This is a genomic window from Citrobacter sp. Cpo126, from assembly GCF_030332445.1.
In the GTDB taxonomy this organism is placed as follows: domain Bacteria; phylum Pseudomonadota; class Gammaproteobacteria; order Enterobacterales; family Enterobacteriaceae; genus Citrobacter; species Citrobacter portucalensis.
Window position 1 is genome coordinate 299,200 of record NZ_JAOWHT010000027.1, and the last position, 22,925, is coordinate 322,124.

A 22,925-nucleotide genomic window follows, 5' to 3' on the forward strand; every position below is an offset into this window, starting at 1 on the left:
ATCTCAACGCACGCTAACCGTTTGGGCCGGGGTCACGGCGCCATAATCATTGACCGTCTGGAACGTGACGTTGCCCTGAACGCCCGTTGATAGCAGGACCTGCGCATCACTTTTCGGCGCGACCATCACGTTATCAACCTTCGTTTTCCCCACGTTGAGATTGACCAAGGTGACGTAATACGCTGACGGATTATTGATTTTCAGGTGGTTGCCGGTACGGGAAAATTTCAGCATCCCGGGCGCATCTTCCGGAATTTGCGGCAGATTATTCGGACGGACAAAAAGCTTGATGCGGGACAGAATCGCCAGTTGCAGAACGTTTTTACCCTCAAGGCTGTTTTTATTGACTGACGGAATGGCTTTCACATTCATCCAGAACAGCGATTCACGGTCTTTGGGCAGCGGAACACCTGCATAGATGATACGCAGCGTGTTTTCGCTTTTGGGTTCGCTGACGAACAGCGGAGGCGTAACCACAAACGATTTTTCTTTAACGCCTGCGCTATTCTCGATCCATGAATTGACCAGGTAACGTTCTTTGGTATCACTATTGCTAATAGACAGGGACGTTTGTTTGGCATCGGCTGGATAAATAACGCGGGTGGCGCCTAATGCAATGCCTCCGGCAGCCTGAACACTGGCAGCAGAAAATAAGGCAAGTAAAAGGATAAAACCTGATTTTAGATAATTAAACATAGCTACAAATACCTTTGGTGTGATTATCGTTGGGAAATTAATCAGGGATAAACCAACGTAAACCACACGTCTGAACGAAGCGTTCCCGGCGTTATATTTTCCGAGACAGCCCGATAACGAGCAGTGAAATGAAACGTCATCTCTTGCGTTATAATCGGTGCATAATGAAGCGGCAGCGCATTCGGAATAATTTGCTGTTGGCGCTCATCAAATAACGCCAGACCGATCCCCGAAGCCGCAGACGCATCACCACTAGCAAGAAAAACCTGCGGATCTTCTGCTGGTGTCACACCTGCAAACGCAATCCCAACGTGGTCATAAACATCGGAGCTGCATGACGTTAAGCGTAGTGAAAACGGCACGCTGGTAGAGGCAAAGCTTCCCGTCCCGGAGAAAGCATTGGTGCGATACTGCCCCATTTGCACCCGCAAATTTTGGCTGTCGGTAGCGACCGTACAGGCACCATTGACGAGCTGCCCCCGTAAGTGAAGGCGACCGCTTTCCAGTATTACCGTATGTGCAAACACAGGCAGTACGCACAGCATTCCCGCCAGCGCCACACCTTTCCCTATCATCTGCCGCATCCTTCATCATCCCCGGAAATTGCCTCATCCAGTGAGGCGAACGTCATCCTTGCGCAAATCAGAACGGCTTATTCGTACTTCATGATGAACGTCGCGTCGGCATTTGCCTGACCCGGCGTAGCGCTGGTGGCAGTGGCTTTGTAACGCGCAGAGAAACGCAGGGTGTTGGTCCCTTCTACCAGCGCCTGAGCGGTAGAGAAGGTAGCTCCATCCGGCTTCAGCGCGGTGGACGTATTGTCCAGGATCTCAATCCCGACACCGCTGGCAGTGGTACCGTTATCTGCAGAAGTGACAGCCAGCAGGTTGTTGTTGGTAATATCGGATTGACCAGAGAAAGCCACGGCTGCGGTTGCGGCAACTTTCGGGTCACAGTCGTTCAGCACGATGGAGAAAGGAATTTGCGCCGTTGTATCGCCAACTGCGGTAAAACTGGCGGTACGATACTGGCCTAAGGTGACAACCTGATCTGATGACTGAGTACTGACTGCACAGGCTGCATTGACCAGTTCACCTTCAAAATGCACAGTACCGCCGCTAACGCTTACCGGATCGGCTGCAACCGCTGCACCTGCAACTAACATCAGGCTGGCAATAACAGAAGAGGTCATTAATTTACGTTTCATGGATTTCCCTTGAATTACACACATCCGGCTCCGGCATCCTGCGGGATCCGTTTGAATCATTATCGACATTAAATGTCAGGCTAATTATCTCTGCATCCTGTAAAGATATATATCGCAAGAGAATTAGCTAACCTTTTACCCCAACTCTCCTGAGTATTTGATTCACTAATTAATCTTCGCGAATATGACTATTCGTCACAGGGTTAAATTAAACATTTCAATTAATGAAAAATACCTGCAAATCCTTTTATTGACCCTGGCCAATTCTTATTGGGACCTAAGAAAAATCTGGGTGAATATTACTTAAATGCTTCCATAAAGGTACGTAACAGACTGGTTTATGGCGCATTACCCCTGAAAACACCAGGGTGATGAATTGTTTCATTCACGTTAATTTTAATTCGCATGCTCATTAATTACCTGGGAGACTTCAGCCTCTGTGCTGATCCCATGCTCTGACCATGGCACCCGTTATCGCACGTAAAAACGCAAACGAAAACTGACAGCACGCCCCGCTTCTGACAAAATAGTGACATCCCCTTCGGTTTAACGTAACAGACGGAATTCTCTCTCTGATGGCAGCAAAGATTATTGACGGTAAAACGATTGCGCAGCAGGTGCGCTCTGAGGTTGCTCAAAAAGTTCAGGCGCGTTTAGCGACTGGATTACGCGCCCCAGGCCTGGCTGTTGTGCTGGTAGGTAGCAACCCGGCTTCGCAGATTTATGTTGCGAGTAAACGCAAAGCCTGTGACGAAGTGGGGTTTGTCTCCCGCTCCTATGACCTGCCTGAAACCACCAGCGAGGCGGAGCTTCTTGAGCTGATCGATACGCTCAATGCAGATACCACCATCGACGGTATCCTGGTACAACTGCCTTTGCCGGCGGGTATCGACAACGTGAAAGTGCTGGAACGTATTGCGCCAGATAAAGACGTTGACGGTTTCCACCCGTATAACGTCGGTCGTCTGTGCCAGCGCGCGCCGCGCCTGCGCCCATGTACTCCGCGCGGTATTGTTACCCTGCTTGAGCGTTACAACATCGATACCTACGGTCTGAATGCCGTGGTCATTGGCGCCTCGAATATTGTCGGTCGCCCAATGAGTATGGAGCTACTGCTGGCTGGGTGCACCACCACCGTCACCCACCGATTCACCAAAGATCTGCGCCGCCACGTAGAAAATGCTGACCTGCTGATTGTTGCCGTCGGTAAACCGGGCTTTATTCCTGGTGAGTGGATCAAAGAAGGCGCGATTGTGATTGATGTCGGCATCAACCGTCTGGAGAATGGTAAGGTTGTTGGCGATGTGGTCTTTGACGATGCGGCCGCACGAGCGTCATATATCACGCCGGTCCCCGGCGGCGTAGGACCAATGACGGTCGCCACACTTATCGAAAACACGCTGCAGGCGTGTGTTGAATATCATGATGTAAAGGACGTTTAAGATGGCCACATTTTCACTGGGTAAACACCCACACGTTGAACTCTGCGATTTGCTGAAGCTGGAAGGCTGGAGCGAAAGTGGCGCCCAGGCAAAAATTGCTATTGGCGAAGGGTTAGTGAAGGTCGATGGCGTTGTTGAAACACGTAAACGCTGCAAAATCGTTGCCGGACAGACCGTCAGCTTTGAAGGCCACAGCATTAGCGTCGTGGCGTGACCCCAAGTGCCGGATGAGGTTAACACCGTATCCGGCCACTTCCTCTCTCTCGTTTTCAGATAATGACTTCATCCCCGCTTCACAGTGAACTGTTAGCATGTTGTTTTTCCACACGAAGCGATCATCATGCCCACTATCGTTACCCACGCGGCCGTTCCGCTCTGTTTAGGGTTAGGTCTCGGACTTAAAGTCATCCCCCCACGATTACTGTTTGCTGGCGTCGTTCTGGCCATGCTGCCAGATGCCGACGTGTTGTCATTTAAGTTCGGCGTCGCCTACGGCAATGTGTTTGGCCACCGGGGATTTACCCACTCACTGCTGTTCGCCTTCGTGGTACCGCTGCTCTGCGTCTTGATTGGCCGACGATGGTTTAAGGCGGGATTGATTCGCTGCTGGCTATTCCTGACGGTTTCACTGCTGTCGCACAGTCTGCTGGATTCTGTCACCACCGGCGGTAAAGGCGTCGGCTGGCTGTGGCCGTGGTCGGATGAGCGCTTCTTCGCGCCGTGGCAGGTGATTAAAGTCGCCCCGTTTGCGTTATCACGCTACGCCACGCCGTACGGGCACCAGGTGATCATGTCGGAGTTGATGTGGGTATGGCTGCCGGGAATCGTAATGATGGGTGTGCTGTGGTGGTATCGGAAACATTAATCTGCCGGATGCGACGCGATGCGTCTTATCCGGCCTACACGGCCCGGTAAGCGTAAGCGCCACCGGGCATTACAGAGTTACTTACGACGCCAGGTGGTACCCTGCGGGCCGTCTTCCAGCACGATGCCCATCTCGTTGAGACGGTCACGCGCGGCGTCAGCTGCCGCCCAGTCTTTCGCCTTACGGGCATCCAGACGCTGTTGGATTAACGCTTCAATTTCAGCAACTTCACCGTCATCCGCCTGCGCACCACTTTGCAGGAACGCTTCTGGATCCTGTTCCAGCAGGCCCAGTACGCTGGAAAGCTTACGCAGATGCGCAGCCATGCCGTTAGCCGCCGCCATATCTTCCCCCTTCAGACGGTTAACCTCACGTGCCATATCAAACAGCACGGAGTAGGCTTCCGGGGTGTTGAAGTCATCGTCCATCGCTTCAATAAAGCGCGCTTCAAAGGCTTCGCCACCGGCTGGCGCAACGGATTTGTCGGTGCCACGCAGCGCGGTATACAGACGCTCCAGCGCAGAACGCGCCTGCTTGAGGTTCTCTTCGCTGTAGTTTAACTGGCTACGGTAATGACCAGACATCAGGAAGTAGCGGATGGTTTCGGCGTCGTAGTATTTCAGCACGTCGCGAACGGTAAAGAAATTGCCCAGCGATTTGGACATTTTCTCGCGGTCAACCATCACCATCCCGGAGTGCATCCAGTAATTGACGTATTCACCGTCATGCGCGCAGGTGGACTGAGCGATTTCATTTTCATGGTGCGGGAACATCAGGTCCGAACCGCCGCCGTGAATATCGAAATGGTTGCCCAGCTGTTTGCAGTTCATCGCCGAACATTCGATGTGCCAGCCCGGACGGCCCGCGCCCCACGGAGACGGCCAGCTCGGCTCGCCCTCTTTGGACATTTTCCACAGCACGAAGTCCATCGGGTTGCGCTTCACGTCAACCACGTCAACGCGAGCGCCCGCCTGCAGCTGATCCAGATCCTGGCGTGACAGCTGACCGTAATTCGGGTCAGTCGGAACGTCGAACATCACGTCGCCGTTATCGGCAACGTAAGCGTGACCTTTGGCAATCAGCTGTTCAGTGATTTCGATAATTTCAGCGATATGGTGCGTAGCACGCGGTTCCAGATCCGGGCGCAGAATATTCAGCGCATCGAAATCGCTGTGCATTTCCGCGATCATTCTGTCGACCAACGCCACAAAGCTTTCGCCGTTTTCATTCGCGCGCTTGATGATTTTGTCATCGATATCGGTAATGTTGCGCACATACTTCAGCTTATAGCCGAGGAAGCGCAGATAACGCGCAACGACGTCGAAAGAAACGAAGGTACGTCCGTGGCCAATATGACAGAGATCGTAAACGGTAATACCACACACGTACATGCCGACTTCCCCGGCATGAATAGGTTTGAATTCCTCTTTTTGGCGCGTCAGTGTATTAAAGATTTTTAACATCGAAGATTCCGTGTAGACGTGTGTGGATAGTAAAGTCTGTATAATACCCATAATTTAGACCGGAAGCAGCACACTTTGCGAGGTGATCGCAGCTTGCGGTTATGCTATAACACACCCCTAACTCTGACCCTTGACGGGGTCGAAGCACCAATCTATCGGAACAGGATGCAAAAATGGTTACTTTCCACACTAATCACGGCGATATCGTAATCAAAACGTTTGATGATAAAGCGCCTGAAACAGTTAAAAACTTCCTGGACTACTGCCGCGAAGGTTTTTACAACAACACCATTTTCCACCGTGTTATTAACGGTTTCATGATCCAGGGCGGCGGTTTCGAGCCAGGCATGAAGCAAAAAGCCACGAAAGAAGCGATCAAAAACGAAGCGAACAACGGTTTGAAAAACACCCGTGGTACGCTGGCGATGGCGCGTACTCAGGCTCCGCACTCCGCAACCGCACAGTTCTTCATCAACGTTGCAGACAACGACTTCCTGAACTTTTCCGGCGAAAGCATGCAGGGTTGGGGTTACTGCGTGTTCGCTGAAGTTGTTGAAGGCATGGACGTGGTTGATAAAATCAAAGGCGTTTCCACTGGTCGCAGCGGTATGCATCAGGATGTGCCAAAAGAAGACGTTATCATCGAAAACGTGACCGTCAGCGAGTAATCGTGGCGACACTGTTTATTGCAGATCTTCACCTCTGCACAGAAGAACCGGCGATCACCGCCGGTTTTCTGCGTTTTTTAGCCGGTGATGCGCGAAAGGCCGATGCGCTATACATTCTTGGCGACCTGTTTGAAGCCTGGATTGGCGACGACGATCCTAATCCGCTGCATCGTGAAATGGCCGCGGCGATAAAATCACTGACTGATTCCGGCGTTCCCTGCTTTTTTATTCACGGCAACCGTGATTTTCTGCTCGGTAAACGTTTTGCCCGTGCGAGCGGCATGACCTTGCTTCCCGAAGAAAAAGTGCTCGACCTGTATGGCCGCAAGGTGCTGATCATGCATGGCGACACCTTATGCACCGACGACGCAGGCTATCAGGCATTTCGCGCCAAAGTGCATCAACCCTGGTTACAGAAGCTGTTCCTCGCTCTGCCGCTGTTCGTTCGCCAGCGAATCGCTGCGAAAATGCGTGCCAACAGCAAAGCAGCCAACACCACCAAATCGCTGGAAATCATGGATGTGAATCAGCAGGCCGTGATTAGCGAGATGGAAAAACATCAGGTTCAGTGGTTAATTCACGGCCATACCCACCGCCCTGCCGTCCACAAACTTACGGCCAATGAGCAACCCGCTTTCCGCGTGGTATTAGGCGCATGGCACACCGAAGGTTCGATGATCAAAGTCACCCCTGACGACGTTGAACTGATCGCCTTTCCGTTTTAATTCTGCAGATACCCAGTTCCTCTTTACACAAAACTATTCGAGTTGCATCAAAGCGGCAAATCTGTGAGTCCCCTGGAGCTTACAAAAGTAAGTGACTGGGGTGAGCAGATGCAGCCAACAAAGAGGCAGCTTGAAGAGTGAAGTACAAAGCGCGCAATCGTTTTCCTTGGCGGTGAATTATGCTATTCTCTGTGGCCTCAAAAGTCGAGTGTAGTGCACCACAGGAGTTTTCAGACGCATGTCTTCCCGCAATAATCCGGCGCGTGTCGCCATCGTGATGGGGTCCAAAAGCGACTGGGCTACCATGCAGTTCGCCGCCGAAATCTTCGAAATCCTGGACGTTCCGCATCATGTTGAAGTCGTCTCCGCCCACCGCACCCCAGACAAACTGTTTAGCTTCGCCGAAAGCGCTGAAGAGAACGGTTATCAGGTGATTATTGCCGGGGCCGGTGGCGCAGCGCATTTGCCTGGCATGATTGCGGCGAAAACGCTGGTGCCAGTTTTGGGCGTTCCGGTGCAAAGCGCAGCGCTGAGCGGCGTAGATAGCCTCTACTCTATCGTTCAAATGCCGCGCGGTATTCCGGTCGGCACGCTGGCGATCGGCAAAGCGGGGGCGGCAAATGCGGCCCTGCTGGCAGCACAAATTCTGGCAACACACGACAAAGAATTGCATCAGCGTCTGGCTGAGTGGCGTAAAGCGCAAACCGACGAGGTGCTGGAGAACCCGGACCCGCGAGGTGTCGCATGAAGCAGGTCTGCGTACTTGGCAACGGACAGCTAGGGCGCATGCTGCGCCAGGCCGGTGAGCCACTGGGCATAGCGGTCTGGCCCGTCGGGCTGGACGCTGAACCGGCTGCGGTCCCTTTTCAGCAAAGCGTGATCACCGCTGAGATTGAGCGCTGGCCGGAAACGGCACTCACCCGCGAACTGGCACGCCACCCGGCGTTTGTTAACCGCGACGTCTTCCCGATTATTGCCGACCGTCTGACGCAAAAGCAGCTTTTTGACAAGCTCGGTCTGGCGACCGCGCCATGGCAACTGCTGGCAGATAAAAGCGAATGGTCTGCGATATTCGACAAACTTGGCGAGCTGGCGATTGTGAAACGTCGCGTCGGCGGCTACGACGGACGTGGACAGTGGCGCTTGCGCGCAAATGAAACTGAGCAACTGCCGGACGACTGCTACGGCGAGTGCATCGTCGAGCGGGGAATCAACTTCTCCGGAGAAGTCTCACTGGTTGGCGCTCGTGCGCACGACGGCAGCACCGTTTTCTATCCGCTGACCCATAACCTCCATCAGGACGGCATTCTGCGCACCAGCGTGGTATTCCCGCAGGCTAATGCCAGACAGCAGGAACAGGCTGAAGCAATGCTCTCTGCCATCATGCAGGAGCTGGGCTATGTCGGCGTGATGGCGATGGAGTGTTTCATCACCCCGGAAGGTCTGCTGATTAACGAACTGGCTCCGCGCGTGCACAACAGTGGCCACTGGACGCAAAACGGCGCCAGCATCAGCCAGTTTGAGTTGCATCTACGTGCCATTACCAACCTGCCATTACCGACACCGGTGGTGAACCACCCTTCGGTGATGGTAAACCTGATTGGTAGCGACCTGAACTACGACTGGCTGAAGCTGCCGCTGGTGCATCTGCACTGGTATGACAAAGAGGTGCGTGAAGGGCGTAAGGTGGGTCACCTGAACCTGAGCGACAGCGATACCGCGCGCCTTAGCGCAACGCTGGAAGCGCTTATCCCCCTGCTGCCGCCGGAATATGCCAGCGGTATTATCTGGGCGCAGTCAAAGCTGAAATAAGCCAATAATGCCGGGGAGTTGATTTTATCCTTCCCCGGCCCCTCCTCTGGCGCGTAAAATCCCCTCCATTGCTGTTTTGTATTTTCAGGATCAAACATGAACGATGGAACGGACTACCGCGCAATTTTGCTCGCCGGTACGCCTTTAATCGATGTACGCGCCCCCGTCGAATTTCAGCAAGGCGCAATGCCGGGCGCAATCAATCTTCCCTTAATGAACGATGACGAACGTGCCGCCGTCGGGACCTGTTATAAACGTCAGGGGCCCGAAGCCGCCCTCGCGCTCGGCCATCAACTGGTCTCGGGGGAGACCCGCCAACAGCGCATGCATGCCTGGCAGGATGCCTGCCGTCAAAATCCTGCAGGCTATTTATGCTGCGCGCGTGGCGGTCAGCGTTCGCATATTGTGCAGCAGTGGCTGCATGAGTCCGGTATTGACTATCCGCTGATTAAAGGCGGTTACAAAGCCCTGCGCCAGGCAGTGATACAGCTGACTGAAGAATTAGTGCAAAAGCCGATCGTCTTAATTGGCGGCTGTACCGGGAACGGTAAAACGCAACTGGTGCAACAGCAGCCAAACGGTGTGGATCTCGAAGGTCTGGCGCACCATCGCGGCTCCTCGTTTGGGCGCACCGTTGAACCTCAATTGAGTCAGGCGAGTTTTGAAAACCTGCTGGCGGTTGAAATGCTCAAAACCGATAGCCGTCAGGATTTACGTCTGTGGGTACTGGAAGATGAAGGCCGCATGATCGGGGCTAATCATCTGCCAGAATGCCTGCGCGAGCGCATGACCCAGGCATCAATTGCGGTGGTGGACGATCCTTTTGAGCGTCGTCTGGAGCGACTACGCGAAGAGTATTTCGTGAAGATGCACCACGATTTTACCCACGCTTATGGCGAGAGCCAGGGCTGGCAGGAGTACAGCGAGTATCTGCACCACGGCCTGTTTGCTATACGCCGTCGTCTGGGTTTACAACGTTTTGCCGAACTGACCACCCTGCTCGACGAGGCTCTGCGCGAACAGCAGGCAACGGGCAGCACCGACGCCCATATGGGCTGGCTGGTACCGTTGCTCAATGAGTATTACGACCCGATGTATCGCTATCAGCTGGAAAAGAAAGCCGCGAAAATCGTCTTTCGCGGCACATGGCAGGACGTTGCCGAGTGGCTTAACGCACAGTGATCAGTGTCTGTCGCGCTTATCTGCGCGTTTTGCCAGCCAGTCACCCAGCACCTGAACGACCTGCACCAAAATAATCAGCGCCACCACGGTGACGATCATGACCTGGGTTTCGTAGCGGTAATAACCAAAGCGAATCGCCAGGTCGCCGACTCCACCGCCGCCAACGATCCCGGCCATCGCGGAGTATCCGATCAGACTCACCAGCGTTATCGTCAACCCACGCAGCAGACCCGCGCTCGCTTCAGGTAACAGAACGGTGCAGATGATGCGCATCGGGCTGGCACCAAACGCTTCCGCCGCTTCAATAATCCCTTTATCGACTTCACGTAACGCGCTATCAACCAGACGGGCATAGAAGGCGATTGCCGCCACCGAGAGCGGGACCGACGCCGCAATAGGGCCAATGGTATTCCCGAGCAAAAACTGGGTTAGCGGCAGCAGCAGAACCAGCAGGATCACAAACGGTACCGAACGAATAATATTCACCAGCACGGAGCTGAGCAGATACACAAAACGGTTTTGCCAGAATAAATGCCGGTCGGTGACGAAAATCAGAAAACCGAGCGGCAGACCACCAATAATTGCCAGCACCGTAGAGATGCTCAGCATCTGGAAAGTTTCATTAAACGCCAGCGTCAAATCCGGCAATAAATCATCCACGAATCACCTCCACCTGTGCAGTACGTTGACGAATATGTTCCACGGCGACTTCCACCGCTGAAGGGTTATGCGGCGCGGTCAGCTGCACGACCAGAATCCCCAGCGCACGTTCGCCAATATATTCAATTTTGCCGTGCAGAATGTTCACCGCCACGCCAAATTTAACCGCGACGTCTGACAACACCGGCTGTTCCGCCGAATCGCCGATAAACAGAATTTTTAGCAACTGGCCGGGCAGATGCTGGCGCAGACGCTCGGGCAGCGTCAAATTGAGGGTATGCGACACCAGCTGCTGCGTAAACGCGTGCTGCGGATGAGCAAAAACGTCAAACACCTCACCAGACTCCACCACCTTGCCACCGGACATCACCGCCACGCGATCGCAAATCGATTTGATCACGTTCATCTCGTGAGTGATCAGCACGATCGTGATCCCCAACTGTTGGTTGATCTGCTTAAGCAACGCCAGAATCGTGGCTGAGGTTTCGAGGTCCAGCGCCGAGGTAGGTTCATCACACAGCAGCACATCCGGGTGATTGGCAATCGCGCGGGCAATACCCACACGCTGCTTTTGCCCACCGCTGAGCTGAACCGGAAAGCGGTTCGCCTTGTCGGACAGCCCCACCAGCGCCAGGATTTCGCTCACGCGCGGACCAATTTTACTGCGCTCCCATCCGGCAGCCTTCAGACTAAAGGCGACGTTTTGCGCCACGGTACGGGTATGCATCAGGTTAAAATGTTGAAAAATCATACCGATACGCTGACGGGCTTTACGTAGATGCCCCCCTTCCAGCGCGGAAATTTCTACGCCGTTCACCTTCACGCTTCCCTGGCTCGGACGCGTTAAGGCGTTCAGGGTGCGCAGCAGCGTACTTTTCCCCGCGCCGCTGGTCCCGACAATGCCAAATATCTCACCTGCGCCAATGCGCAAGCTAACGTCATCAACCGCCCGGGTTGATGGTCCACGGCCTGCGCTAAAATCCACGCAAACTTTCTCAATCTCAATCATAGCCACCTCAGAAATGCGAAAAGGGCAGTCGTCGCTGCCCCTGTTAACCCTTGTGCGCAGCGATTATTGGGCTGTCGACATCCATTCCGGTTTCTGGAAGGCGCTGTAGATATTTTGCGGATCGTCGATCACCGCGCGATACGCCGGAGATTTCACCGCCTCAACAATATCTTTTGCGAACGGTTTATCCGCATCTTCACTGCGTACCGCGATGATATTTTTCAGATTTTCGTCCAGGTGTTCCTGCTTGATGGCGCTGGCGAGATCCATTTTTGCCGCCACGGCAAAGTTACCGTTGACCAGCGCACCGGTCACACCGTCCAGCGTACGCGGCAGCTGTGCCGCTTCCAGCGGTTTAAACACCAGCCCTTTGGGATTGCTGGCGATATCGCGCTCGGAGGCTTTAGTTGGATCAATATTGTCTTTGATGGTGATAAGGCCAATAGACTGCAGGAAACGCAGACCGCGAGCCAGGTTGGTGGGATCGTTGGAGAGCGTGATCACATCCCCTTTTTTCAACTCATCCAGGCTTTTGATTTTATGTGAGTAAAAACCCATCCCGGCTGTCGGGACCACAATCAGCTTGCTCAGCTTCAGGCCTTTATCGGCAGTGAATTTGTCAAAATAGAGCGAATGCTGGAACAGGTTAGCATCAATGCTACCGTTGGAGAGCGCCATGTTTGGCTGCACGTAATCGCTGAATTCGCGGACCACTACGTTATAGCCTTTCTCTTTCAGCGTGGGGGCAATGGCCTGTTTCACCATATCGCCGTACGGCCCAGGCGCGACGCCAAACACAATTGTGTGCGGGTCACTGTTCGCATGAGCAAACTGTAATCCACAGGCCAGTAACAGCGCCCCGGTCGCGACGCGTAAACTCTGACGCAATCCCATATTCTCTCCATTTTAACGTTGTGGTGTCATGTCTCACGCCGTTCTTGCGACGTTGTTCTTGTTGGCCCGTTAACAGGCTGATTGTTAACATGACACAGATCACAACCTGCTGTCCTTGAAATTATTTCATGATGTTGCAGAGTATGTTTTTAAATGAAAGAAGGTATGAAAAAGCCGGATGTCGGCACAAGTGCCTTATCCGGCCTACAACAGCTTTCTTAGGCCCGATAAGCGCAAGCGTATCGGGCGGCAAGCGTTCGATTAGAAGTCGTAACGCAGACGAACCAGGTTCATGTCACCCAGATTGTCGGTGCTGGAGGTAAATACGTGTTCGTAGTCAACACGGAAACCGTAATCCAGCTGGAAGCTGATCCCCACGCCGTTGTCGGTACGCAGGTAGTTACGGCCATTCACGTACTCAATACGGTCGCCCATAAAGTACGGCTGAACGGATTTCAGCGCATATTGACCCACCGGGAAGGTGTAACCGGCGAAGTATTCCAGACCCCAGGCGTCACCGGCAAAGTAGTCGTTAACAGAGACTTTTTTGGTGGTCATGAAGTTTTGATACCAACCGCCGCCCATCGAGAAGGTCCAGTTGTCCGGTTTCCAGCTCAGCGCGGTACCGACGATGTTTTGATCGTAGGTTTTGCTGGTGTTGCCACGCATTTCCGCACGAGTGTAGTTCCACGCCGTACCCCAGGTCAGGTCATCGGTAATGTGATAATCCACACCCAGTGAGCCGCCGCCTTTACGCTTGTAGCGCAGACCGTTGTTCGGGTTGTAATCATCACTGAACAGATAAGAGGCGTAGAGATCCACATCACCAACGGTATTCTTATACTTCAGTGATTTACGCGTACGATAGGAACCATCATAGTCGCCATTAATACCGTTACCTGGCGCCTGACCGATCATGTCATAGTCCCAGATATCCGTTTTCGCACCGACTACATCATAGTAAATGCTGTTTTGTTGACCGAAGGTCAGCGTACCCCAGGTTGCACTCTTCAGACCGGTGTACAACATACGACGCGTGGTATCGTTGGCACCGTCAGCGTAGTGGTTATCCCAGTTGAACATCGCCGGGAAGTTAACGCCCAGCTCGTAGTAGCTCACCCAACTGATATCATCAAACAGATAGTAGTCAGCGGCGAAGCGGAAACGTGTACCGCCATCGAAGCCATTACGTTTGTAGCCATTCTTACCATCGTCACCGGCCATATTCTGGAACTGCGGACGAATACTTCCGCCGACGGTGAAGTTAAGACGGCTCAGCGGGTTACCCGCCTGCGGATCTTGTTTCAGGACCGTGATTTCCGCCTGTGAAGCGAAAGTCGTTAATGCCACTGCTGCGCCGATCGATACCGCCAGCGCTGTTTTTTTTATAGTCATTATTTATACCTTGATAGATAGCCTGCCAATTATTCAGCACACAAATATTAACGTTTATTAATACTCTCGTGTTGTTGGGTTTTTATTGTTCTGTGCTGTTAAATATCAAGGAGTTATCAATTTGTGCTACATAGAAAAAAAGACGCACCGATTTTAAAACCGGTGCGTAATCATCACGAATATGAATTAACTACTGAACTGACGGAACAGCGCTTTACCTTTTAGCAGACGTGAACCGAGCCATCCGCCGCATAAAGAGAGCAGCAATGCTCCACTAAATGGTAATACTACCCACAGTCGCCAGTCTGGCTCCCACGGGAAATCAAACACTTTGGTTTGCAGTACCGCCAACGCTGTTTCCGCACCGATGGCCGCCACCAGTCCGGCAACCATCCCGAGCATGGCGAACTCGCACCACAGCGTGGTACGCAGCAGCTTCTTACCTGCTCCCAGCGTGCGCCAGACCACCAACTCCTGATGACGCTGACGCATACCGACCTGGACCTGCGCCAATAGCAGCAGCATGCCACAGGCTGTGACCAGTACCACCATCACCTCCAGTGCGCGGCTCACCTGATCCAACACCTGGCTCACCTGTTTGAGGATGGCGCCAATATCCAGCAGGCTGATGGTCGGGAATTCGCGGTTAAGCTGCGTTAGCATGCCGTTGCCGTTCTCCCAGCGAAAGCTGGTTAACCAGCTTTGCGGCTGAGCATCCAGCGCGCCGGAGGGGAAGATAAAGAAGAAGTTGGGCCGCAGGCTTTCCCAGTCCACTTTGCGCAGACTGCTGACCGTGGCGCTGAAATCCTGGGTGTCGCCCATAAAAGTCACCCGATCGCCGAGTTTGACGTTCAGCCGTTTCGCTAACCCCTCTTCCATCGACACTTCGCCCGCTTTTGGCGGCCAACTTCCGGCGGTTATCGGGTTATGATCCGGTCGGGTATCCTGCCAGGTCAGGTTAAGCTCGCGGTTCAGCGCCTCATCCTGATTGCCTTCGGTCGGCTTCTCATTGATAGCCGTCAGACGCGCCCGCACAATCGGATAGAACGATTCCGGGATCACCTGATGCTCGGACAGGAAAGCCTTCAGCGGAACCACCTGCTCGGTGGCAATGTTGATCAGATAATAGTTCGGACTTTCCGGCGGCATTTGCTGCTGCCAGCGGTCGAGCAGATCGCCGCGCAGCACCAGTAACAACGCCAGCAGCATAAAGGAAAGCGAAAATGCCGATAGCTGGCTGAGCGTTGACCACGGCTGGCGTAACAGTCGACTGACCGCCAAACGCAGCGGCAGTGAGGAGAGCGTCAGACCACGCAGCACGTTGAGCAGCATCCAGCCGAGCACCCCGCACAACAGCGCCAGTACCACCGCACCAGCCAGTACCGCCCACAGCAGTGGACTTCCGCCCATCAGTCCAGCAAGCAGTGCAATCACGACTATCACGACCACTGGCAAATAAAACTTCAGGGGCCAGACGTTTGCCACCACGTCACGGCGCAGCACCCGCAGCGGCTGCGTTGCCAGCAGCAGGCGGTAAGGGCGTAACCCCACCAATAGCGAAATCACCGTCATGGTGCCTAGTGCCCATAACCACGGCCAGGGGCTGGCAGGCGGTAGTTCTCCAGGCAGAACCGGCTTGAGCAGCAGCACCAGCACGCGCTCGAATAACAGTCCGAACAGTCCGCCGGTTACGCCAGCCAGCGCCAGCACCATCAGCCATTGACCAACAATCAGCCTGCGCAGTTGCGCTCTGCCCGCACCGAGCGTTTTCAGAATAGCCACCAGATCGTAACGGCTGCGGCAATAATGGCTCATCGCCACGGCAACCGCGGCGACCGCCAGCAACAGCGTTAACAGCGCCGACAGCAGCAAGAACTGTTGCGAACGCTCAAGTGATTTCCCCAGCGCCCCTTCATCCTGCTCCAGCCCATACCAGCGCTGTTCAGGCTTTAACTGTGGCAGCAGCCACTTTTCATAGGCTTCCAGTTGCGATGGCGTCCCGCCAAATTTATAGCGCCAGGTCACGCGGCTTCCCGGCTGGACCGCCGCCGTTTTTTCGACATCCGCCATGTTCATCATCAGACGCGGTGCTATCTGGAACGGATTAAAACCAGAGTCCGGCTCCTGCACCACCTCCCCGGCAATACGCAGCGTGGCATCGCCAACGTCGATGGAATCACCGACTTTTAAGTTGAGTAGCGCCATCAGACGTTGGGCCAGCAGTACCGAGCCCGGCTGCGGTTTCAGTCCCGGCGGGTTGGTTTGCAGTGTGCCGTACATCGGATACACATCATCTACCGCTTTGACGTTCGCCAGCTGCGGCGTATCCCGGGCAAAAGTCATGGTGGCAAAGGTGAGCTGTTCGCCCACCTTCAGGCCACGCTGTCGCGCCTCGTCAATCCACGCTTTCGGCACGGTACGCGAACTTTGTAGCGACCGATCGCCCGCCATAAACTCACGGCTTTGCTGGCTCAGCCCTTTTTCCATACGATCGCTGATATTGCCCAGCGCCAGCACACAGGCTACCGCCAGGCTCAGCGCCAGCCAGACAATCAGTAGTGAAGGCGAGCGCCATTCGCGCCAGAACCAGCGTGCAATCATGCCTCCTCCTGCAACTGTCCATTCACCAGACGTAAGCGCCTGTCGCAACGCGCCGCCAACTGCGGGTCATGCGTCACCAGAATCAGGGTGGTGCCGTGTTCCCGGTTCAGAGAAAACAACAGGTCGGCTATTTTGTCTCCGGTCTGGCGATCGAGGTTGCCCGTTGGTTCATCGGCAAACAGCACGTCAGGGCGACCGTTAAACGCTCGCGCCAGCGCCACGCGCTGCTGCTCCCCGCCGGAAAGCTGGGCCGGAAGATGATCAAGACGTTTTCCCAGTCCCAGTTGTTCCAACAGCGTTTTTGCCCCGTCACGACTTTTTCCGCTATTTTCGCCGCGCAACAGCGCGGGCAGTTCGACGTTTTCCAGCGCGTTGAGGGTCGGAATTAACATGAATGACTGGAAGACAAAACCCACGTGCCGCGCCCGCAGCTGCGCCCGGGCTTCTTCGTCCACGGTGTGCAGCGCCTGCCCCACCAGGCTGACTTCACCGCTGGTGCCATCGTCAAGCCCGGCGAGAATCGCCAGCAGCGTGGATTTCCCCGATCCCGACTCGCCAATCAACGCAATGGTCTCGGCGCGTTTGACAACCAGTTCAACTCCGGTAAGGATGGATAGCTCATGATCACCCTGACCGACGGATTTCTTAAGATGATGAACTTCAACAATGTTTTCCGCTGGCATTGGCCTTTCCTGTTCCTGGTCCTGTTAACTTTCCGCGCCGCCGCAGCGGACACGTTATTAATTCTGGGTGACAGCCTGAGCGCCGGATACCGAATGTCCGCCAGCGCCGCGTGGCCTGCGCTACTTAATGATAAATGGCAAACCAAAACGCCGGTGGTGAATGCCAGCATTAGCGGCGACACCTCGCAGCAAGGTCTGGCCCGTCTGCCAGCATTACTCAAGCAGCACCAGCCGCGTTGGGTACTGGTCGAACTTGGCGGCAACGACGGCCTGCGCGGCTTCGCACCTGCGCAAACCGAACAAACCCTGCGCACGATTCTGCAGGACGTGAAAGCGGCAAATGCCGAACCACTGCTGATGCAAATTCGTCTGCCGGCAAACTACGGTCGCCGTTATAATGAAACCTTTAGCGCGATTTATCCAAAGCTCGCCAAAGAGTTTGATATTCCTCTGCTGCCTTTTTTTATGGAAGAGGTTTATCTGAAACCCCAGTGGATGCAGGATGATGGTATTCATCCTAACCGTGACGCCCAGCCCTTTATCGCCGACTGGATGGCGCAACATCTCACCCCTTTTCTATCCTAAATAATTCGAGTTGTATGAAGGCGGCAAGTGAGAGAGTTCCCAGGAGCATAGATAACTATGTGACTGGGGTGAGCGAGCGTAGCCAACGCGCAGACAACTTGAAGTATGACGGATATAGTAAATCACGACTCGTAATTCAACGGAGATCCTGACAGGTAAAGTTATGCAAAAATCGGTCTTAATAACAGGATGTTCCAGCGGAATCGGTCTGGAAAGCGCGCTTGAGCTAAAGCGCCAGGGTTTTCAAATTCTGGCAGGCTGCCGCAAACCTGACGATGTCGCGCGTATGAACAGTATGGGATTCACCGGCGTATTGCTGGATCTGGATTCACCCGAGAGCGTGGATCGCGCCGCCGACGAAGTGATCGCCCTGACCGATAATCGTTTATATGGGATCTTTAACAACGCCGGATACGGCGTCTATGGTCCCCTGCCCACCATCAGCCGCGAACAGATGGAACAGCAGTTTTCCGCCAACTTCTTTGGCGCACATCAGCTTACCATGCGCCTGTTACCTGCCATGTTACCCCACGGCGAAGGGCGCATTGTGATGACCTCATCGGTGATGGGATTGATCTCAACGCCGGGACGCGGCGCCTATGCCGCCAGCAAATATGCACTGGAAGCCTGGTCCGACGCACTGCGTATGGAACTGCGCCACAGCGGGATTAAGGTCAGCCTGATTGAACCCGGCCCCATCCGTACCCGCTTTACCGAAAACGTCAACCAGACCCAGAGCGATGCTCCCGTTGAAAATCCCGGCATTGCCGCGCGTTTTACGCTGGGACCAGAAGCGGTTGTCGCTAAAGTGCGTCATGCGTTTGAGAGCGATAAACCAAAGCTACGTTATCCGGTTACGCTGGTGACCTGGGCAGTGATGCTGCTTAAACGCCTGTTGCCAGGCCGCATAATGGACAAAATTTTACAGGGTTGAGTTGAAGCTCGCGCGTCAGCCCCCATGTAACAAGAAATCGACAAAAGAGAGTAACTCCATGTCCACACAGAATATTGTTAACATTAACGAATCGAACCTACAGCAGACCCTTGAACAGTCGATGACCACGCCGGTCCTGTTCTATTTTTGGTCTGAGCGCAGCCAGCACTGTCTGCAATTAACGCCGGTACTGGAGAGCCTTGCCGCCCAGTATAACGGTCAGTTTATTCTCGCTAAGCTGGACTGCGACGCCGAACAGATGATCGCCTCCCAGTTTGGTCTGCGCGCGATCCCTACGGTTTATCTGTTCCAGAACGGTCAGCCGGTAGATGGATTCCAGGGCCCGCAACCGGAAGAGGTTATTCGCGCGCTGCTGGAGAAAGTGCTGCCGAGCGAAGAAGAGCTGAAAGCACGCCAGGCTATCGAATTCATCGAAGCCGGTAATCACGTGGATGCGCTGCCGCTGCTGAAAGAAGCCTGGCAGATCTCCAACCAGAGCAGCGAAATCGGCCTGCTGCTGGCGGAAACGCAAATCGCCCTCAATCGTTCTGACGATGCCGAAGCTGTGCTGAAAACAATTCCATTGCAGGATCAGGATACCCGTTATCAGGGGCTGGTCGCACAGATTGAACTGCTGAAGCAGGCGGCGGATACGCCGGAAATCCAACAGTTGCAGCAGCAGGTCGCCAGCAATCCACAGGATGCGGCGCTGGCAACGCAGTTGGCCATTCAGTTACACCAGGTCGGACGCAACGAAGAGTCGCTGGAATTGCTGTTTAGTCACCTGAAGAAAGATCTTACGGCTGCTGATGGTCAGGCACGTAAGACCTTCCAGGAGATCCTTGCCGCACTGGGCACGGGCGATGCGCTGGCCTCGAAGTATCGCCGCCAGCTGTACGCGCTGTTGTACTAATTGGTTCATCATGCCCGATGGCGCTACGCTTATCGGGCCTACAAACACAACCAACACCTCATTCCCGTCGGCCGGATATGGCGATAGCCGCCATACGGCATCACATCACGGTTTCTTTAATGGCGTCACCACCAGTTGGTGGCGCGAATTATAGAACTTCCGATAGGTTAAATAGCAGGCAATAATGGTCGACAGGCTGGCGGTTGATAGCAGCATAAACGTCACCATAATCTGATACTTAATCGCTTTTACCGGGTCAATACCTGCAAAGATCAATCCCGACATCATCCCCGGTAAACTCACCAGCCCCACGGTCTTCGCTGAATCAATCGTCGGGATCAACGAGGCGCGAATGCTGTCGCGAATAAGCGGTGCAGAAGCCACCTTCGGCGTTGCGCCGAGGCTGAGTTTTTCCTGAATTTGCTGCTGCTCGCTGTTAAACCGCTGCCCCAAATTGTTGTAACACAGCCCCACCGCCACCATCGCATTGCCTGCAATCATGCCGGAGATCGGGATGACCTGCATCGGCGTGAACTCGATAGAGCCTGACAGAACCAACACCGAAAGCGTTAGCCCCGCCCCCGCCGTAATGGCAATAAACGACGAGAGAAAAGCTTTATCAATATATTTACTGCGTTTTTGCGCGTTATAGGCCGCGTTAAAGCAGATAAACAGCACCATCAATAAAGTCAGAATGCTATGGTTGACGCCAAAAATATATTTCAGCACGTAGCCCACGATAATAAGCTGAACCACTGCCCGGCAAACGCTCCAGAGAATATCTTTTTCCAGCGCCAGCTTTTCTTTGTTGCTGATCAGTATCGCGACCACCACCAGCATCATCGCTAACGCCAGGGATTCATTGGTAATATTATGCTCGTTCATTACTTACTTCCTGCATTTCACCGGCGTGCGGTTGAAGGGTTATGACGTTATCCGCATGATCAATTTCATCTTTGTCATGCGTCACCCACAGCACAGCAATATTCTTATCGCGAACATAGTGGTGAATTAATTCGTTCACATTACGCTTGTTGGATTCATCCAGCGCGCTGGTGATTTCATCAAGCAGCAGAATTTTCGGCAGAAACTGCAAATTACGAATTAACGAGACGCGCTGCTTTTCGCCGCCGGACAGCTCATTGATGTTTTTTTTGAGGATCGTCTCGGGTAACTCAAATCGGGCCAGATCGGCCAGAAACACATCCGGATCCGGACGTTTGTCGCGAATTTGCCAGGGGAAAATGAGATTGTCGTAAACGGTGTCACCAAACAAAGCGGGCGTTTGCGCGCAATAAGAGACCTGCTGGCGATAAGCTTCAGGCTTAAGCGTTGATATCTCCTTACCCTCAAAAAGGATTTCACCAGAACTCGGGCTAATTAACGACGCCACAATCTTGAGTAACGTGCTTTTACCGCAGCCGGACTGGCCGGTAATCAGCTTAAATTCTCCGGCGCGGAGATCAAAACAGATGTTATTAAGAACCTGCGTCGCCCCTGCCTGCCACGCGACATTTTTTAACTGAAGCAGAATGCTGCTTTCTTCCATTACCAATCCCTTTTTACATCTTTCGTGCAGACAGTGTATACCCAAAATAATTCGAGTTGCATGAAGGCAGCAAGTGAGTGAACCTCCGGGAGGATAGCTAACTATGTGACTGGGGTGAGCAAACGCAGCTAACGCACATGCAACTTGAAGTATGACGGGTATATCCCTGTAATTTATTATAGGGGAGCTCACCTTGATAAATCGGGTATAATTTGACTAATGAGGCAGTAAAGGACAGCACAACAGGAGGTTTCATCAATGCTCATTTTTATTCCTATTCTTATTTTTGTCGCGCTGGTGATCGTCGGCGCAGGCGTCAAAATCGTCCCGCAGGGATATCAGTGGACGGTAGAGCGTTTTGGCCGTTACACCAAAACCCTGCAACCGGGTTTAAGCCTTGTTGTACCGTTCATGGACCGCATTGGTCGTAAGATCAATATGATGGAACAGGTGCTTGATATCCCCTCTCAGGAAGTCATCTCCAAAGATAACGCCAACGTCTCGATTGATGCTGTGTGCTTTATTCAGGTGATCGACGCGCCGAAAGCCGCGTATGAAGTCAGCAACCTGGAACTGGCGATCATCAACCTGACCATGACCAACATTCGTACTGTTCTCGGCTCGATGGAGCTCGATGAAATGCTCTCCCAGCGCGACAACATCAACACGCGCCTGCTGCATATCGTTGATGAGGCCACCAATCCCTGGGGCATAAAAATCACCCGTATTGAGATCCGCGACGTGCGTCCACCGGCGGAACTGATTGACGCCATGAACGCGCAGATGAAAGCCGAACGTACCAAGCGCGCCTACATTCTGGAAGCCGAAGGGATCCGCCAGGCGGAAATCGTCAAGGCCGAAGGTGAGAAGCAGTCGAAAATCCTCATCGCGGAAGGTGAACGTCAGTCTGCATTTTTACAGGCTGAAGCGCGTGAACGTTCCGCAGAAGCAGAAGCCCGCGCAACACAGATGGTTTCTGAGGCCATTGCCGCCGGGGATATTCAGGCCGTGAACTACTTCGTGGCACAGAAATACACCGAAGCGCTGCAGCATATCGGCTCGTCGAATAACAGCAAAGTGGTGATGATGCCGCTGGATGCCAGCAGCCTGATGGGCTCCATTGCCGGGATCGCCGAACTGGTTAAGGACAGCGCCAGCGAGCGGAAAAAATCATGATAGCGATGATTCTGGTGCACCCGCATATTTTCTGGCTCAGCCTCGGTGGTCTGTTACTGGCCGCCGAGATGCTGGGCGGCAACGGTTATCTGCTGTGGAGCGGCGTGGCAGCGGTGATTACCGGTCTGGTCGTCTGGCTCGTTCCGCTAGACTGGGCGTGGCAGGGGGCGATGTTCGCCGCCCTCACCCTGCTGGCGGCCTGGCTGTGGTGGAAGTGGCTGGCAAGGCGCGTTCAGGAGCAGCAGCCAGCCGACAGCCATCTTAACCAACGTGGACAACAGTTAGTTGGCCGTCGATTTACTCTGGAAACTAACCTGGTCAATGGTCGCGGACATATGCGCGTCGGCGACAGTTCCTGGCCCGTTAGCGCCCGTGACGATTTGAGCGCCGGAACGCAGGTTGAAGTCATTGCCGTTGAGGGAATCACCCTGATTATAAAAGCGGTATCACACTAAAAAGACAGGAA

25 protein-coding genes are annotated in these 22,925 nt (G+C 53.8%); 13 read left to right on the top strand and 12 right to left on the bottom strand.

All coding sequences use genetic code 11. The features are described 5' to 3' along the window. Positions 1–3: 3 nt before the first annotated feature. The 3 genes from fimC to fimA all read right to left on the bottom strand — a co-directional run bounded on the left by fimC (position 4) and on the right by fimA (position 1,903). Positions 4–696, bottom strand: a complete 693-nt coding sequence (gene fimC / locus OGY17_RS06400; RefSeq protein ID WP_286606668.1) for a type 1 fimbria chaperone FimC — start codon at positions 694–696, stop codon at positions 4–6. Positions 697–737: 41 nt separating this feature from the next. Further along, a complete protein-coding gene (gene fimI / locus OGY17_RS06405) occupies positions 738–1,271 on the bottom strand; it encodes a type 1 fimbrial protein subunit FimI (protein ID WP_048214759.1) in 534 nt (177 codons plus the stop codon). A gap of 77 nt (positions 1,272–1,348) precedes the next feature. After that, entirely contained in the window at positions 1,349–1,903 is a 555-nt protein-coding gene (gene fimA / locus OGY17_RS06410) for a type 1 fimbrial major subunit FimA (RefSeq protein ID WP_032934356.1), read from the bottom strand. Between the two features lie 575 nt (positions 1,904–2,478). Here fimA and folD point away from each other — a divergent pair. The 3 genes from folD to OGY17_RS06425 all read left to right on the top strand — a co-directional run bounded on the left by folD (position 2,479) and on the right by OGY17_RS06425 (position 4,210). Next, the gene (gene folD / locus OGY17_RS06415; protein ID WP_286606670.1) at positions 2,479–3,345 is read left to right on the top strand and encodes a bifunctional methylenetetrahydrofolate dehydrogenase/methenyltetrahydrofolate cyclohydrolase FolD; all 867 of its coding nucleotides are present in this window, start codon (positions 2,479–2,481) and stop codon (positions 3,343–3,345) included. A gap of 1 nt (position 3,346) precedes the next feature. Beyond that, on the top strand, positions 3,347–3,559 hold the full coding sequence (ybcJ, locus tag OGY17_RS06420; RefSeq protein ID WP_003021885.1) for a ribosome-associated protein YbcJ: 213 nt from the start codon (positions 3,347–3,349) through the stop codon (positions 3,557–3,559). Between the two features lie 126 nt (positions 3,560–3,685). Continuing rightward, positions 3,686–4,210: a metal-dependent hydrolase gene (locus OGY17_RS06425; RefSeq protein WP_003831110.1), complete on the top strand. Its 525-nt coding sequence runs from the start codon at positions 3,686–3,688 to the stop codon at positions 4,208–4,210. A gap of 77 nt (positions 4,211–4,287) precedes the next feature. Here the strand turns inward: OGY17_RS06425 and cysS are convergent, their stop codons facing one another. Beyond that, complete coding sequence (gene cysS / locus OGY17_RS06430) at positions 4,288–5,673, bottom strand: cysteine--tRNA ligase (protein ID WP_003831109.1); 1,386 nt, start codon at positions 5,671–5,673, stop codon at positions 4,288–4,290. Positions 5,674–5,846: 173 nt separating this feature from the next. Here cysS and ppiB point away from each other — a divergent pair, with 173 nt between their 5' ends. The 5 genes from ppiB (at position 5,847) to mnmH (ending at position 10,060) form a co-directional block, all read left to right on the top strand. Beyond that, positions 5,847–6,341, top strand: a complete 495-nt coding sequence (ppiB, locus tag OGY17_RS06435) for a peptidylprolyl isomerase B (protein ID WP_003021875.1) — start codon at positions 5,847–5,849, stop codon at positions 6,339–6,341. Between the two features lie 2 nt (positions 6,342–6,343). Further along, positions 6,344–7,066, top strand: coding sequence for a UDP-2,3-diacylglucosamine diphosphatase (gene lpxH, locus OGY17_RS06440; protein WP_048214761.1), 723 nt, complete (start codon positions 6,344–6,346; stop codon positions 7,064–7,066). 238 nt (positions 7,067–7,304) lie between these two features. Continuing rightward, complete coding sequence (gene purE, locus OGY17_RS06445) at positions 7,305–7,814, top strand: 5-(carboxyamino)imidazole ribonucleotide mutase (protein WP_048226215.1); 510 nt, start codon at positions 7,305–7,307, stop codon at positions 7,812–7,814. Then, complete coding sequence (gene purK, locus OGY17_RS06450) at positions 7,811–8,878, top strand: 5-(carboxyamino)imidazole ribonucleotide synthase (RefSeq protein ID WP_252430775.1); 1,068 nt, start codon at positions 7,811–7,813, stop codon at positions 8,876–8,878. The genes purE and purK overlap by 4 nt, the downstream gene beginning before the upstream one ends. A gap of 96 nt (positions 8,879–8,974) precedes the next feature. Continuing rightward, positions 8,975–10,060 carry a tRNA 2-selenouridine(34) synthase MnmH gene (mnmH, locus tag OGY17_RS06455; protein WP_219377138.1) on the top strand — a complete coding sequence of 362 codons (1,086 nt, stop codon included), beginning with the start codon at positions 8,975–8,977 and terminating at the stop codon, positions 10,058–10,060. On the opposite strand, the gene OGY17_RS06460 is transcribed toward mnmH, so the two are convergent. The 6 genes from OGY17_RS06460 to ybbA form a co-directional block, all read right to left on the bottom strand. Then, positions 10,061–10,720 carry a methionine ABC transporter permease gene (locus OGY17_RS06460; protein ID WP_003831085.1) on the bottom strand — a complete coding sequence of 220 codons (660 nt, stop codon included), beginning with the start codon at positions 10,718–10,720 and terminating at the stop codon, positions 10,061–10,063. Then, complete coding sequence (gene sfbB / locus OGY17_RS06465) at positions 10,713–11,729, bottom strand: virulence-associated ABC transporter ATP-binding protein SfbB (RefSeq protein WP_234096059.1); 1,017 nt, start codon at positions 11,727–11,729, stop codon at positions 10,713–10,715. The genes OGY17_RS06460 and sfbB overlap by 8 nt, the downstream gene beginning before the upstream one ends. 63 nt (positions 11,730–11,792) lie before the next feature. Then, positions 11,793–12,623: a MetQ/NlpA family ABC transporter substrate-binding protein gene (locus tag OGY17_RS06470; RefSeq protein WP_204557235.1), complete on the bottom strand. Its 831-nt coding sequence runs from the start codon at positions 12,621–12,623 to the stop codon at positions 11,793–11,795. A gap of 261 nt (positions 12,624–12,884) precedes the next feature. Then, positions 12,885–14,018, bottom strand: coding sequence for a porin (locus tag OGY17_RS06475; RefSeq protein WP_008783995.1), 1,134 nt, complete (start codon positions 14,016–14,018; stop codon positions 12,885–12,887). A gap of 186 nt (positions 14,019–14,204) precedes the next feature. Next, entirely contained in the window at positions 14,205–16,619 is a 2,415-nt protein-coding gene (gene ybbP / locus OGY17_RS06480) for a putative ABC transporter permease subunit YbbP (RefSeq protein WP_286606681.1), read from the bottom strand. Next, entirely contained in the window at positions 16,616–17,302 is a 687-nt protein-coding gene (gene ybbA, locus OGY17_RS06485) for a putative ABC transporter ATP-binding protein YbbA (RefSeq protein WP_286606683.1), read from the bottom strand. The genes ybbP and ybbA overlap by 4 nt, the downstream gene beginning before the upstream one ends. On the opposite strand from ybbA, the gene tesA reads away from it, so the two are divergent. From tesA to OGY17_RS06500, 3 genes are all read left to right on the top strand, one after another. Then, complete coding sequence (tesA, locus tag OGY17_RS06490; RefSeq protein WP_043015448.1) at positions 17,273–17,887, top strand: multifunctional acyl-CoA thioesterase I/protease I/lysophospholipase L1; 615 nt, start codon at positions 17,273–17,275, stop codon at positions 17,885–17,887. The two genes, ybbA and tesA, sit on opposite strands and share 30 nt — an antisense overlap. A gap of 163 nt (positions 17,888–18,050) precedes the next feature. Continuing rightward, positions 18,051–18,821: an SDR family oxidoreductase gene (locus OGY17_RS06495; protein WP_003835790.1), complete on the top strand. Its 771-nt coding sequence runs from the start codon at positions 18,051–18,053 to the stop codon at positions 18,819–18,821. A 58-nt stretch (positions 18,822–18,879) separates the two neighbouring features. Next, positions 18,880–19,734: a co-chaperone YbbN gene (locus tag OGY17_RS06500; protein WP_267454096.1), complete on the top strand. Its 855-nt coding sequence runs from the start codon at positions 18,880–18,882 to the stop codon at positions 19,732–19,734. Positions 19,735–19,839: 105 nt separating this feature from the next. Here the strand turns inward: OGY17_RS06500 and fetB are convergent, their stop codons facing one another. Together fetB and fetA are read right to left on the bottom strand one after the other, a co-directional pair. Next, the gene (fetB, locus tag OGY17_RS06505) at positions 19,840–20,619 is read right to left on the bottom strand and encodes an iron efflux ABC transporter permease subunit FetB (protein ID WP_048214769.1); all 780 of its coding nucleotides are present in this window, start codon (positions 20,617–20,619) and stop codon (positions 19,840–19,842) included. Continuing rightward, positions 20,606–21,283, bottom strand: a complete 678-nt coding sequence (fetA, locus tag OGY17_RS06510) for an iron efflux ABC transporter ATP-binding subunit FetA (RefSeq protein ID WP_008783988.1) — start codon at positions 21,281–21,283, stop codon at positions 20,606–20,608. Before fetA ends, fetB begins: the two co-directional genes overlap by 14 nt. Before the next feature lie 258 nt (positions 21,284–21,541). On the opposite strand from fetA, the gene OGY17_RS06515 reads away from it, so the two are divergent. Together OGY17_RS06515 and OGY17_RS06520 are read left to right on the top strand one after the other, a co-directional pair. Then, positions 21,542–22,459, top strand: a complete 918-nt coding sequence (locus OGY17_RS06515) for an SPFH domain-containing protein (protein ID WP_003831073.1) — start codon at positions 21,542–21,544, stop codon at positions 22,457–22,459. Then, positions 22,456–22,914, top strand: a complete 459-nt coding sequence (locus tag OGY17_RS06520; RefSeq protein ID WP_032942572.1) for an NfeD family protein — start codon at positions 22,456–22,458, stop codon at positions 22,912–22,914. Before OGY17_RS06515 ends, OGY17_RS06520 begins: the two co-directional genes overlap by 4 nt. The last annotated feature ends 11 nt before the right edge of the window (positions 22,915–22,925 follow it).

What these genes read in the sequence shown, in the direction of transcription:
- ppiB (WP_003021875.1), top strand. Translation starts at nt 5,847, where the DNA reads ATGGTTACTTTCCACACTAATCACGGCGATATCGTAATCAAAACGTTT.
- fetA (WP_008783988.1), bottom strand. Translation starts at nt 21,283, where the DNA reads ATGGAAGAAAGCAGCATTCTGCTTCAGTTAAAAAATGTCGCGTGGCAG.
- mnmH (WP_219377138.1), top strand. Translation starts at nt 8,975, where the DNA reads ATGAACGATGGAACGGACTACCGCGCAATTTTGCTCGCCGGTACGCCT.
- cysS (WP_003831109.1), bottom strand. Translation starts at nt 5,673, where the DNA reads ATGTTAAAAATCTTTAATACACTGACGCGCCAAAAAGAGGAATTCAAA.
- ybbP (WP_286606681.1), bottom strand. Translation starts at nt 16,619, where the DNA reads ATGATTGCACGCTGGTTCTGGCGCGAATGGCGCTCGCCTTCACTACTG.
- ybcJ (WP_003021885.1), top strand. Translation starts at nt 3,347, where the DNA reads ATGGCCACATTTTCACTGGGTAAACACCCACACGTTGAACTCTGCGAT.
- fimC (WP_286606668.1), bottom strand. Translation starts at nt 696, where the DNA reads ATGTTTAATTATCTAAAATCAGGTTTTATCCTTTTACTTGCCTTATTT.
- OGY17_RS06500 (WP_267454096.1), top strand. Translation starts at nt 18,880, where the DNA reads ATGTCCACACAGAATATTGTTAACATTAACGAATCGAACCTACAGCAG.
- fimI (WP_048214759.1), bottom strand. Translation starts at nt 1,271, where the DNA reads ATGATAGGGAAAGGTGTGGCGCTGGCGGGAATGCTGTGCGTACTGCCT.
- purK (WP_252430775.1), top strand. Translation starts at nt 7,811, where the DNA reads ATGAAGCAGGTCTGCGTACTTGGCAACGGACAGCTAGGGCGCATGCTG.
- OGY17_RS06520 (WP_032942572.1), top strand. Translation starts at nt 22,456, where the DNA reads ATGATAGCGATGATTCTGGTGCACCCGCATATTTTCTGGCTCAGCCTC.
- OGY17_RS06475 (WP_008783995.1), bottom strand. Translation starts at nt 14,018, where the DNA reads ATGACTATAAAAAAAACAGCGCTGGCGGTATCGATCGGCGCAGCAGTG.
- OGY17_RS06470 (WP_204557235.1), bottom strand. Translation starts at nt 12,623, where the DNA reads ATGGGATTGCGTCAGAGTTTACGCGTCGCGACCGGGGCGCTGTTACTG.
- ybbA (WP_286606683.1), bottom strand. Translation starts at nt 17,302, where the DNA reads ATGCCAGCGGAAAACATTGTTGAAGTTCATCATCTTAAGAAATCCGTC.
- sfbB (WP_234096059.1), bottom strand. Translation starts at nt 11,729, where the DNA reads ATGATTGAGATTGAGAAAGTTTGCGTGGATTTTAGCGCAGGCCGTGGA.
- purE (WP_048226215.1), top strand. Translation starts at nt 7,305, where the DNA reads ATGTCTTCCCGCAATAATCCGGCGCGTGTCGCCATCGTGATGGGGTCC.
- fimA (WP_032934356.1), bottom strand. Translation starts at nt 1,903, where the DNA reads ATGAAACGTAAATTAATGACCTCTTCTGTTATTGCCAGCCTGATGTTA.
- OGY17_RS06515 (WP_003831073.1), top strand. Translation starts at nt 21,542, where the DNA reads ATGCTCATTTTTATTCCTATTCTTATTTTTGTCGCGCTGGTGATCGTC.
- folD (WP_286606670.1), top strand. Translation starts at nt 2,479, where the DNA reads ATGGCAGCAAAGATTATTGACGGTAAAACGATTGCGCAGCAGGTGCGC.
- tesA (WP_043015448.1), top strand. Translation starts at nt 17,273, where the DNA reads ATGAACTTCAACAATGTTTTCCGCTGGCATTGGCCTTTCCTGTTCCTG.
- OGY17_RS06495 (WP_003835790.1), top strand. Translation starts at nt 18,051, where the DNA reads ATGCAAAAATCGGTCTTAATAACAGGATGTTCCAGCGGAATCGGTCTG.
- OGY17_RS06425 (WP_003831110.1), top strand. Translation starts at nt 3,686, where the DNA reads ATGCCCACTATCGTTACCCACGCGGCCGTTCCGCTCTGTTTAGGGTTA.
- fetB (WP_048214769.1), bottom strand. Translation starts at nt 20,619, where the DNA reads ATGAACGAGCATAATATTACCAATGAATCCCTGGCGTTAGCGATGATG.